Source organism: Bacillus multifaciens, from assembly GCF_030756675.1.
GTDB classification, from domain to species: domain Bacteria; phylum Bacillota; class Bacilli; order Bacillales; family Bacillaceae_G; genus Bacillus_A; species Bacillus_A multifaciens.
In genome coordinates, this window is record NZ_JAVBXD010000069.1 from 1 (window position 1) to 11797 (window position 11797).

Annotated in this window: 15 protein-coding genes; 11 read left to right on the plus strand and 4 right to left on the minus strand. The window is 33.2% G+C overall.

What is annotated here, in order from left to right; translation table 11 throughout:
• Positions 1-1184 precede the first annotated feature (1184 nt).
• From Q9306_RS23730 to Q9306_RS23745, 4 genes are all read right to left on the minus strand, one after another.
• On the minus strand, positions 1185-1976 hold the full coding sequence (locus tag Q9306_RS23730; RefSeq protein WP_306202979.1) for a type II toxin-antitoxin system PemK/MazF family toxin: 792 nt from the start codon (positions 1974-1976) through the stop codon (positions 1185-1187).
• Positions 1977-2183: 207 nt separating this feature from the next.
• On the minus strand, positions 2184-4085 hold the full coding sequence (locus Q9306_RS23735) for a DnaB-like helicase C-terminal domain-containing protein (RefSeq protein WP_306202981.1): 1902 nt from the start codon (positions 4083-4085) through the stop codon (positions 2184-2186).
• A gap of 270 nt (positions 4086-4355) precedes the next feature.
• On the minus strand, positions 4356-5912 hold the full coding sequence (locus Q9306_RS23740) for a hypothetical protein (RefSeq protein WP_306202983.1): 1557 nt from the start codon (positions 5910-5912) through the stop codon (positions 4356-4358).
• 19 nt (positions 5913-5931) lie between these two features.
• The gene (locus tag Q9306_RS23745) at positions 5932-6513 is read right to left on the minus strand and encodes a recombinase family protein (protein ID WP_306202985.1); all 582 of its coding nucleotides are present in this window, start codon (positions 6511-6513) and stop codon (positions 5932-5934) included.
• Between the two features lie 252 nt (positions 6514-6765).
• Here Q9306_RS23745 and Q9306_RS24755 point away from each other — a divergent pair, with 252 nt between their 5' ends.
• The 11 genes from Q9306_RS24755 to Q9306_RS23795 all read left to right on the plus strand — a co-directional run bounded on the left by Q9306_RS24755 (position 6766) and on the right by Q9306_RS23795 (position 11124).
• Positions 6766-6873, plus strand: a complete 108-nt coding sequence (locus Q9306_RS24755; RefSeq protein ID WP_098160084.1) for a Com family DNA-binding transcriptional regulator — start codon at positions 6766-6768, stop codon at positions 6871-6873.
• A 99-nt stretch (positions 6874-6972) separates the two neighbouring features.
• Positions 6973-7158 (plus strand): hypothetical protein, encoded by a 186-nt coding sequence (locus Q9306_RS23750; protein ID WP_306202987.1) that lies wholly within the window; start codon positions 6973-6975, stop codon positions 7156-7158.
• Entirely contained in the window at positions 7146-7418 is a 273-nt protein-coding gene (locus Q9306_RS23755; protein WP_306202989.1) for a hypothetical protein, read from the plus strand. Before Q9306_RS23750 ends, Q9306_RS23755 begins: the two co-directional genes overlap by 13 nt.
• A gap of 1 nt (position 7419) precedes the next feature.
• Complete coding sequence (locus Q9306_RS23760) at positions 7420-7842, plus strand: hypothetical protein (RefSeq protein WP_306202991.1); 423 nt, start codon at positions 7420-7422, stop codon at positions 7840-7842.
• An 87-nt stretch (positions 7843-7929) separates the two neighbouring features.
• On the plus strand, positions 7930-8616 hold the full coding sequence (locus Q9306_RS23765; protein ID WP_306202993.1) for a hypothetical protein: 687 nt from the start codon (positions 7930-7932) through the stop codon (positions 8614-8616).
• 52 nt (positions 8617-8668) lie between these two features.
• Positions 8669-9094 (plus strand): hypothetical protein, encoded by a 426-nt coding sequence (locus tag Q9306_RS23770; RefSeq protein ID WP_306202995.1) that lies wholly within the window; start codon positions 8669-8671, stop codon positions 9092-9094.
• 235 nt (positions 9095-9329) lie between these two features.
• On the plus strand, positions 9330-9560 hold the full coding sequence (locus Q9306_RS23775) for a helix-turn-helix domain-containing protein (RefSeq protein WP_306202997.1): 231 nt from the start codon (positions 9330-9332) through the stop codon (positions 9558-9560).
• A gap of 12 nt (positions 9561-9572) precedes the next feature.
• Positions 9573-9824 carry a YueH family protein gene (locus tag Q9306_RS23780; protein WP_306202999.1) on the plus strand — a complete coding sequence of 84 codons (252 nt, stop codon included), beginning with the start codon at positions 9573-9575 and terminating at the stop codon, positions 9822-9824.
• A 105-nt stretch (positions 9825-9929) separates the two neighbouring features.
• On the plus strand, positions 9930-10109 hold the full coding sequence (locus Q9306_RS23785; RefSeq protein ID WP_306203000.1) for a hypothetical protein: 180 nt from the start codon (positions 9930-9932) through the stop codon (positions 10107-10109).
• Positions 10110-10207: 98 nt separating this feature from the next.
• The gene (locus tag Q9306_RS23790; RefSeq protein WP_306203001.1) at positions 10208-10423 is read left to right on the plus strand and encodes a hypothetical protein; all 216 of its coding nucleotides are present in this window, start codon (positions 10208-10210) and stop codon (positions 10421-10423) included.
• A gap of 80 nt (positions 10424-10503) precedes the next feature.
• Complete coding sequence (locus Q9306_RS23795) at positions 10504-11124, plus strand: DUF3967 domain-containing protein (RefSeq protein WP_306203003.1); 621 nt, start codon at positions 10504-10506, stop codon at positions 11122-11124.
• The last annotated feature ends 673 nt before the right edge of the window (positions 11125-11797 follow it).

The window sequence follows — 11797 nt, forward strand, 5'->3', positions numbered from 1 at the left end:
GTGAAATATGCTGTGCCTATTTCACCACTTTTTCTGCAAAGTGGTATCTGGTTTCCTTATGCTCTTTTGCAGTTAGGTTTAATTTGTATTGTAATATGCTCTGTGTTTAGCAAAGTGAGTTGGCTCAACTTTGAGCACACCCTAATCGTTTACTAAAAAAATAGTAACCGCTATAGCAGTGATACATCCATAATTTGATTGATTTTCACACTATGAAGGTCAACGGAAAATTGCGTTCACTTCAATACTACCTAACAGATCACAAGGGTGTGTCACAATATGACGCCCCATACCAAGACGGACTTTCTCATAAAGTTAGGAAAAAGATTCTTCACAACCGGTAATGAGGATAAGAAATGATAAGGAGCGTTCCTGTTATTTAAAAACAAACTCAAACACGAATACTCTTTTTTGATGATGAACAAAACAAACACGAATACTATTCGTGTATCTCAAAGTATTGATACTACTCTGATCTCAATGGAGTACTTACGGAGTACTGATCATTTTACGGAGTACTTTTTTCAGAATCGGAAAATACGGAACGTTTTTTAAAAGTAACGTTACCGTTACCAAAGGGAGCGTTACCTTTGCAAAACAAACTCAAATACTACATTACTTTAATGCACACACAATGCACCCTTTTTATGTAGTACTCATTGTAGTACTGCACCCCTTTTTGGTGATGCACTGCATACTATACAGACCTTTTTTAATGTAGTACTACATTAGAACTTGCAAAACAAACACAACTCAACACCAAATTTTGGCGTGAATAGAGCTAATAGGAACGGTATTCCGTTTAGATATTTACAAAACAAACACTGCTAACTATTAGTAAGCATTCTACAAAACAAACAAACAACTCAAATAGGGAACTCGTTAAGTGAGTATCCTATAAAATGTTCCATAATAGGACTCTTTTTTAACAAAACAAACGAACTTAACTCACTATCTAACAAATAAAAAACCCACCATCTGCAGATAGTGGGTTTTTGGCTTATAAGTTTAAAATGATAACTTATAGCCTTAGTTCAAAATGCGTATTAATAACGCTGGCTCAAAATGGCCTGAGATAATATGTATTCTTCTTGTCTCTAATATACATCATTATGTTGATGAAAATCAACATAAAACTGTTGATTTTCTAACTTATAATGGTTAGAATCACTCTTTTTTTTATCTTAAACAGTGATTTCTTTTTCGCTCTCTAACTTACGAATAATATCCTCTAATTCTTGAATACGTTCTTCTTTTTCTTTAATTTTTTGATCTTTTTTGTCATTCTCTTTCAAAGATTCCTCTAAATCTTGCTGCGTTTTTATTAAATCAGCTTCTTTTTTTTGATATCCCTTATACGTATAAGGTAATAGTAACTGCGCCAACTTTTCATCAATTTCAGCAAGTTTCTTTTTCCCATAATCGGGATCATCTGATGTTTGAGTATATTTCGTTAACTTTTTATATTTATTTATAATTCTTTTTTCAGAAACAAATCTTAAATTTTCTAACATAATAGCACATTTATTAGACATTAAAGGAGGTTCTAAATCTATATGAGTATCTACTGAATCTCCATAACGAGGAGAAGATATCGGCGCCACAATAGCCCATCCCCATCCCCCTGCAAGAATAATTGCTGGATGTTCATAAGTTAATTCTGTATCAAAATGACCAAATAGTTCAACTGTAACAATTTTCCCTTTTTCTCGTCCAAAATTATTTTGGGCTTTACCAGGTTTAGTTCTTCCAAGACTAGCAATCTTGTCATTAACATATAAATCTAACCCTAATAAGATATTTATAGCATCATATAATTTAACTTGTCTTACATAACCATCAAAATCCTTTAAAATATCTAATGTATCTAAAACCACTTTGGGTTCCGATAGTGTCATTTTGCCATCACACACTCTGGTGCGATCTGCTCTTCTCTTTATCATATCTTTATATTCTTTTCTTTTAACTGAATTCATAACTTCCTCCTGCATCCCTAACTATTTTTATATTTTCATTATATCAACTTTCATTAATGCAAAGTGTAAAATACATAACATCTAAATAGAGTCTACCCTATTCAGACGTTCTTGGACAAACGTAGTATCAAGTGTTCACGATGTCCAAAAAGGTCGTTTAAAAAGTATATAAAGAATATAAATAAAAAAGAGGTATTAAACCTCTCTTTACTTCTCTTTGAATTTATTCATTTCTGTAATGTAATCATACTGGATCTCTTCGAAAGCTTTGCCAAATCGGTTTTTTAATACTTTTAAATTTATTTTACGTATCTTTTCAGATTTCGCTTTATTTAGTTCTGTAGAATCTTGTGTATCCTTAACCTTTTCTAATTCTAAGGCCAATACAACGTCACTACTATATTCGATTGCCCCAGACTCCTTAAAAGCTGAAAAAGAAGCTTCTGAGTTGTAGTTTCCTCTGTTAAAAGAAGATACAGCAATTAAAGGAACTTCAAAATCACGAGTAATTCTCTTTAACTCTGTAATATTCTTATCTACAGTTTGTTTTTCAGTCATTCTATCATTTACTGGCTGCAAGATCTGTAAATAATCTACAACAATAACAGGCTTTTTATTGTGTAAACGAATATGTTTTTCTATCTCCTGGCGAATCGTATATACATCAATATCAAACATACCCTCATGAATGAACAGGTTTTTAGCTGTTTTCTCATACTCTCCAATAGCTAATGTAAGGATGTTTTGATTTTTAATCTTTCCACTCAATAAATCACGTGTATACGTTATTTCACCGTTAACCTTTTTTTCTACCTTTAATTCTCCCATTGTTCTTACTAAAGATTTAGCAACCAATTCTTTTCGGCCCATTTCAAGAGAGAAGAATAGTACATGTTCATCTTGTTCAGCTACTTTGTCTACTACTTCTTGTACAAAGGTTGTTTTCCCTAAAGAAGAAATCGCTCCTAATACATACAAACCTGTACGTAATCCTCCTAATACATCGTTCAGTTTAGGAAAATGTATTTTGATTGGTTCTATAGGCTTCATTTCAGCAAAGAAATCTACAAGGATATTAAAAGCACTATTTCCATTAACGCATTTATCTATTTGTTGCTCCAAAAATGCAGCTGCACCTTCACGATCAGATACAAGATACTCATTTATATCTTTATAATCTACTAAAGAACCTATATGAAGAGACATATTCATTCTTTTAAAACTACTTTGTAACGTTTTTTCTAGTTTCTTTCCAGCCTTATCGTTATCAGCTAACAAAATGAATTGTTTTTGTCGAGCTTCTTCTTCATTAAGCTGTATTTCTTTTATAAGTTGAGAAGCGTTTTTTGTGCTATTTAAGGCGATTGCTTTATAACCTAACGTTTCTATACTAAGAGCATCAAAGTAGCCCTCTACAACGAAGATAAACTGTATCTCGTTATCTTTTATGTAATGTGGATTGAGTAATTCTGCATTGCCAATGTTTTTATAACGTGGATTCTTTTTTTCGTCAATTTTACCATCCATCGTTCTACTTTCATCAAAACGAACAATAAAGAAACGATCACTAACTGGTAAAACAATTCTATAAAACTTTGTCATCATAAACGACCTATTAAAAAAGCACTCTCTTATTTCATCTTTTAACAATTCCGTCGTAGCTTCAGAAACTACACCCAGTTTATATTTTTCAATAACTTCCAAAGATAACCCGCGATTTATAAAATAATCGTCTTGTGTTAAACTATCGTATACAAGTTTATAATTCTTTTTTTCTTTTTTAACGTCTGTCGGTGTTGGAGCACTTACAGGCGCTTTTTCCTTTGTCTCATCTAAGAAATCACGTTCTAACATTTCGACAGCCCCTTTAAAATCAACATTGTGTACTTTCATAGTTAAAGAGAAAATGTCCCATGTTTCACTACACTTACTAAAGCATGTTGCAATATTTTTATTAATATCAACAGCAAAATTTTCGTTTTTCCCTCCATGAATTGGACAAGGTATGTTTTTAGATTTACCATTTTCCTTGATAGGAAGTGTTGCGTTTGTATATCTTTCTAATACATCCACTATACTAATCTTCTGTTTTAACACATCTGCTTTCACTGCTACACCTCGTTCTTTTTTATATTTCTACATGATCTGTACGCCAAACATTGGCGCAAAACCATTCTATCAAATAAGGCGCCACCACCTAAAAGGTGGCTGCCTACTTAATATAACTAAATATATCTACGGAACTATGATTATCCTTTAGAAGTCTCAAACCATTGCGGCTGTAGGGACAAGCTCTTTTTCTTTTAAAATACATTTTCTACACCCCATGTATGGTTTGTCTACACCCCATGTATGGTTTGTCTACACCCCATGTATGGTTTATAAAGATTCAATATAACTCTGAGTGAGTCTTTCGTTAGTAAATTCAATGTTTGTAGAAATTAGTTCTTCAAAGCTATCAAAATTGTAGGCATTGAAATCAAAAGAGAAGCCAAGGCTTTCTAATTCTTCGAACGCTTCACGTAGCTGTTTTTCTAACCACGAATACCCTTTACTTTCAACGGTTTTAAAATCGCTCTCCATCATGTTTACTAGCGTTTTAACTGGAACTTTATAGAGATGTTTATTTGTTTTCGCGCATTTCGTTCGTTTGTTATCAAATTGAGAAACCCTCATGATTTGTGTGAGTTTATCGCAAAAAATGATAGCGTTTTGTTTTTTTAATTTCCAATATTCATTAGGTATATATTTTACCTGGTTCTCATTGGTGTATTTGCACCATTCTTCTAAAATTACCCGCACACCTACAATTTTCTTTCCTTTTCTGATAGACAAAGTTGCTTCATCACTGTCAGTATAAATTATCCCTTTAAAATCCAAGTAATTACTTTCGATAGTTCTATATTGGTTATTGAATTTTGTAGGAATTTTCATAGTGAATTTACTTATAATTTCCACGTTTTCTATAAATGATTTAACAACTTCGGGACGTCTTTTCTGTTCTGTCAAACAGAAAAAATCATCTATATTTAAATTAAGAAAAATATTCTTTTCTTTATTAGCCTGCATTTCAATGAAATTAATTATTTTCAGTTGCGAAGGGTTCATTTTCTTTCTAATCAATTCAAGTTCGTTATCTACAAAAATTTGTGCGGTAGATAAGTTTACACTAAGTTTACCTGTACCTTTATTACCTACTGATATCTCAGGCATAACACCCCAATCACCAGGGATTAAAGCATTTCTTTTGCTCATATAGGAGTGTTTAAATGTTTCGTTAAATTCGTTAGATCTTGTAATGAAAAAGAATTTTGAGTCTGGTGAATTCTTTTTCAAAACCTTTACATCAGTTTCATTTTGGATATCACCTTTAAAAATGGTGTTATTTTTACGATAAAGACCAATAACTCTATGTATAAGTTGTGCTGTTTCTTTTAGTGCAAATATATCACTTTTAATTGTATAAGTAGTTCCTAATAACTTATATTCGTCACTTTCTTTTTGAAATTCTTCGTGTGACATATTTTTGTGCTTTTTTAAGAATTCTTGGTCCATTAATCCTACTTTTTTGTTTTTAATAATCCATCTCTTATTTTCTATGGATTTTATAGTTTCGATTATACCGTTAACTTCAAAACGTTCTGCGATGAAAGTACGAACAAAATAAGAAAACGCACCAGATTCATTTTCACTGTATAAAGGTCTGTAGTTCATTGCGAAATCTTCTATTGTCATGCCATCTTCTTCAACTATTTTTTTTAGACTTTCATCTTCTTTTAAAACTTTTAAGATTTCGTCTTTAAATCGGTTATTTGCATTTTGTAGATCTCTTTCAAAGACAGGGAGAATGTGTTTTCGAAACTTTTTTAAATGTTTTACTGCTGTAAAAAAACTGCTTTCGGCTTCAGCTTTTTCGATTTGTAATTTATCAAGCATTTTTACCACCCCAATATCTTTATTTTTTGTCTTGGTATTCTTTTAATCTCAGGTAAAAAGTACTTCTAGTTAAACCAGTAATTTTACAAATCTCATTTACTGTTTTTCCGCCTTGTTCATATAATTCGATAGCATGTTTAACCTTTGCATTCTTATGACTGAATTGTTTAGGTCTTCCATTGTATTTCCCTTGTTCTTTAGCTATCGCAATCCCTTCACGTTGACGCATTTTAATCAAATCTCGTTCTAGTTGGTTTACCCCAGCCATAACAGTGAGAAGGAACGTACTATATGGATTATCACTCGTTGTATCTAACCACGCATCTTTAATAGATTTAATAGATGCACTCTTTTCTTTGATCATTTCGATTAACTTAAATAGATCCTGGGTACTTCTACTAATTCGTGTTAAATCAGTTACGACAATCACATCATGTTCCTGTAAAGATTTCATCATTCGTTGTAGCTCTGGTCGATCTGTTGTTGCTCCACTTGTTTTTTCTTCAAATATGTACTCACAACCATATTCTTTTAATTGCTTTAATTGACGTGCTAGATTTTGCTCTTGTGTAGAAACACGTGCATATCCGTAAATGGCCATAAAAACACCTCTTTTTATCTATTTTGTTATTTTATATTATAAACATAATTATTAGACGTGTAAATAGGACATTCCAAAACAAATAATAAGCAGGTATCCCAGAAGTCTTAATAGGGTGTACCTTTTTAGATAGAAAATAAGTGAAAAAAAGTAAAGAAAAACTAGTGAAAAAACGATTTTTATGGTATAATAAACCTATAGAAAACGCGGTATAAAGCGTTTTGTTACATATATCAGATTGGCGGTGAATTAATGACAGAATTGCGATGTAAATGCAATAAACTTCTCGCTAAAATCAATGGTGTAGGAGAAGTAGAAATTAAGTGTCCAAAATGTAAACGTACAAATCGTTTTAAATAGATCATATATACATTCAGAGGTTCTAGAAACCCTATAGCTTTCAATAGATTTTTTCTATTGGGAGTTGTAGGGTTTTTTGTTTAAGAAAGGAGATTAATGATGGAAGAACAAGCAATTATATCTCGTCGTGAGTATATGAAAAAATGGCGTGAAAAAAATAAAGAAAAAATGTCAAATTACCAAAAAGAGTGGCGGAAGAGAAATAAAGATAAGGTAGCGAAGTACCAGGAAAGATATTGGGAAAAGAAAGCCAAAGAAATGGAGGAACAAGCATGTCAGAAGTAAGTATGGAAACTGTTATCAAAGGGAAGCAGCAGAGTGAACTACTGAAGCATTTAGAAAAAGTAGGTATTGAATTAATGGGGCGTAGAGATGAATTGCTAGAGCAATGGGAGAAAGAAGGACATAAAGAAGATAGTATTTTTGAAGATGATATTAAATTTGTCGATGAATTAATAAATCGAAATGATGAGTTAGCGTTTGATGTGAAGGTGGAATTAATTACAACTATGGATAAAATTCATCATCAAAAGATGGGGTATTGATATGAAAAAAGACATAGAAAAAGACCTTCCTTTTAATCACAAAGTAGTATTGAGCGTACTACCTTTAGGAAGATCTAACGCAATAACAACTAAAGAAATTATGGCACGTAGTGGAATAAAAGACAAGCGTGCTGTATCTGCTATTTTAAGTGAATTAGTGACTGTATATAAACAACCTATAGCGACAACGTCTAGAACGGAATTTAAAGGCGTTTTTATTGTACAAGACATAATGGATTACCAAATAGGTAAAGAAGCGTTAGTGAGCAGAAAAACGCATATAGATAAACGTGATTCAGCGTTCACAGAAGCATGCTTACCAATCTTCATGGGAGGAGTGACATTAGATGAGTCAAAAGAAAGACGAGTTGACAAAAGAAGAACAAGAACAAAACAAAAACCAATGGGCGGTAGCCTTCGGTAATAAAAATCCCGAACTCACAGAAGAACAAGAGAATTGGATGGAATCATTTAAAAATTAATTAAAACAAATTAGGAGTGATTTATATATATGGCAGTTATTAAGACAACTATAACAGTTGAAGATCCAACAACAATGAGTTTCAAAGAAGAAGATGGCAAGATCGTTGTATCGTTCGATGGGAATAAAGAATTAGTTCTTCCTGTTCCGGAATATACAAAAGAAACCTTCTTGGATGCAATGCCATCACCATCGTATAAGGATTTAACAGACGAATATGAGGAATTCAAGCGCGCTAATGGTTCAATCCATACAACGTATATGGATGCTATGGAAGAATTAGAAATCGCGAAAGAGAAATATGAAAAGGCGTTAGAATTAACGGCACTGGGGAAAGATCCAGGTGTAAATGTAGCGTCTGTTAATCAACAAGTCTTAAATGCGCAGATGAAGGTAGAAACACTGTCTAAAATCAATCTAAATCATATCTTCAAAAGTATGTACACACCTGAATCCATTAAAGGAAGTTATGAAGCAGGGCGCGACAAGGTTTTAAAGGAACATTACGCGCAAGCTGTGTACTATACACAAAACTTTGTTAAGTTAGCAGAAATGATTACGTCTCGTCTTTATTCCGCTGAGAGGGCATCAAGCAGCTCTGCTTATGATTTAGAGCATAATATCTACACACCACGTGGTTATGATAAGAATTTCTATGATGTATCAGTTTTTACAACACCTAATAAAGACCTTGAAGAACATTACAACAACAAATAATGAAATGCAGCGAGTCGCCTAAGGGCGGCTTGTTTTGTTAGGAGGGATTTTCATGAGTAAGGAGACTTTAAAAAACATATTTCACATGTATTGTTTTTACATCGTGCGCTTCCAGGACGGTACAGAGCCACGTATAAGCCGAAATAAGCTAGTTTTTGATAATCATATACTTTCCTATCATGAGAATTTTAGATACTGTCTAGTGGCGTTCTATGAACTTAGAGATGATGAATCATTGCACTCTTTCTACCAATTCATAGTGGATGCTGTTAACTCTCTGAATAAGCAAGAAAGGGAGATGATCTATGAGCGTTATCTGAATAAAGGTCACTACAAATCTGATAGGCAGCACTACCTGGAAATAGGTATGTCAGCACATAAGTATAAGAAGAAGATGGATGTAGTAAGAGCGAAGTTAATAGACGCCTTAGGAATTGAGAATATCGAACTAACTATCCCAGATTGGATGAAGAGATAAAAGGGTGTCGGTTGAAATGACATCCTTTTTATGAGTGGGCGTTTTGTCCAGCGGTCCCCAAAAGGGGTGAACGTTTCGTTCGGTGGTTGATTTTAATGAACCAGGTATAAACTTTCCATTTTTTTATTTGACTGTTGTAGTAATCATATGATACGATAAATATGTGATAAGGGAACTTAATAAGCCTTTCACAACAAAGGAAAACTACAATATTAAAGAAAGGTGGTTTTAGTAATTGTCCATACCGATATATAAGTTAGATGGTCTTTCGTTGAAGGCAAAATACTTCCTGTACATATTAGAAGAAAATGGCGACTTAGAAAGTACTATTACTCGTTTAGCTGACATTTTAGAAACAAGTAGGAATAGAGTACATGAAGTTATTGAATCGCTTGAAAGTGCAGGGTACTTGGAAATTGAGCGAGGAAGTGGAAGAAAGCCTTCTACTTATCGAATGAAGAAATAGAGGTGACTAATATTGAAAAAATATGATGTAACCAATGAAAATGGAAGTTTGAATGTATATGTAGAAAAGATAGATGAAACTAGTTCATTAGTAGCGATTCCAAGAAGAGAATGGTCATATCTTATTCGCTATGATGTAGGAACAATGTACGATTATGAATGTGATCATAATGAAATAGTTCGTTCTCTTTTTCATAAAGCGGGATTTTCGTATGAACAAGCGGAAAAAATAGCTGATTTGATTGAAGAATGGATTAATTTTTAAGTGTGTCTATTATTAAATTAAAAGCGTTATTCGAATCAAAAAAAGTAGGTGCTGGCACACCTACTCTTTCACAAAAATAGTCCCAATAAGAAAGGATGTATTTGTATGTTAACAAAAACAGATCAGTTAAGAAACCTTGTGGAGAGAACAGAATTAATCAATGATATATCCCTAATTGCACTCTATTTACTTGAAGATGAATTTTACACTAAGGACATGGCAGCTGAAGCATTAATTGAAATTATTAATAAAGACTTGGATTGCGATTTTACGAAAATTCGTTAAAACAATGGTTCAATAATAATTAAGGCGTGGAGATCCACGTCTTTTTTTATGCTGTTTTTGGGAATCCTACTGATACATTTTGAAAGTAGGTGGATTGAATGGATACGCAATACGATTATAAGATTACATATTATCTATCTAATGGGGAAAAGATTGTAGGTCATCTTACCATATCACAGACAAAAGAAGAATATTTAAAGACTCTGGAAGATGCGTTAATGAGGGAAGAATTTCTTGTTTTCAAAAACATGGGTTACATCATCCAGTCAAAATATTTAACGCATTTAAGAATTGAAGACGACGATACAAAATAATTTTTTCAAAAGGTATAGGAATTATTAAGTAAAAGGATATATCATTGCTATAGCGAATATTTTTTATGAGGTGAAACGCTATGAAGACGTTTTATAGTCCTGGCGATGTAGCAGAGCAATTAGGTATCCAATCATCAACATTACGTAAGTATGCAGACGTGTTAGAAAAAGAGGGATATACCTTCCTAAAAAATGATCGTGGTCATAGGAAGTATAGGGAAAGTGATGTAATGGTGTTTCGTAAGCTGATACTCTTAAAGAGCGACACAGATATGACATTAGAAAGTGCCACAAAACAAGTAGTAGCATGGCATCAAGGCATTGAAGTATTGCCATTAGAAAGCTATGAGATTGAACGCCATGAAGATACCGATTTTAACGCTACAGCGCTACAATCAATGATCCAGGAACAAAGTGAAGTTATTGAAAAACAAAATGAATTGCTACAGGAATTAACAAAAAGATTAGCAGAGCAAGACCAACGATCCGCGCAAAGAGAAATGGAATTACTAAGCGCTATGCAAACGTTACAGGAATCCCAAAAGCTTATAGCGATGAATAATAGCGAAGCAGCAAAGGAAGATGTAGCGCGTCACCAGGAACGGGACAAGATGCTTATGCAGACAATAAGAGAAGTCCAGGAAGTTAAAAAGATGATTGCAGCGAGCAATGATAAAAAGTGGTATGAGTTTTGGAAGTAGGGTTCCCCAAGTTTGGGGAGTCTTTTTTTATTGTAAGCCAGTGAGTTTGAGCCACCGGGTTTAGAGAACGCAATTTTGCGTTTAGCTACTTATTTTTTATAATTTCACATACTGTATGAGGGTAGTGAAATATTACTCACCTCCCAATTTGGGATGAAAGCTCACTATATTTAACATAGGACGTTGTCCATCATGGACAATAATAAGACACCTATAAAAGTGAAATCATAGGTGAAACTTCTCTATTACCACGTTTTACAAAATTGTCAAACGTGGAGAAAACAACGTCTTTTTCATAAATCAATACAAAACAAAAAACTTCACCACTCTTTTCATTCAATAGATTTTCTGTATTAGACAAATTGGACACCTAAAAAGAAGTGCGCTCAAATTTTAATAGTGTTTTTTCGGCGTATACAAAACGCATACACGCACATACAGAACATATACAAAATACCGATAAACGCATACAGAACACATACTTTTGGTCATAAAGTGATATCACTTAGGGATGTTAAGAAACCCAATAGGCACAGCATATTTCACCACTTTTTCTGCAAAGTGGTATCTGGTTTCCTTATGCTCTTTTGCAGTTAGGTTTAATTTGTATTGTAATATGCTCTGTGTTTAGCAAAGTGAGTTGGCTCAACTTTGAGCACACCCTACTCGTTTA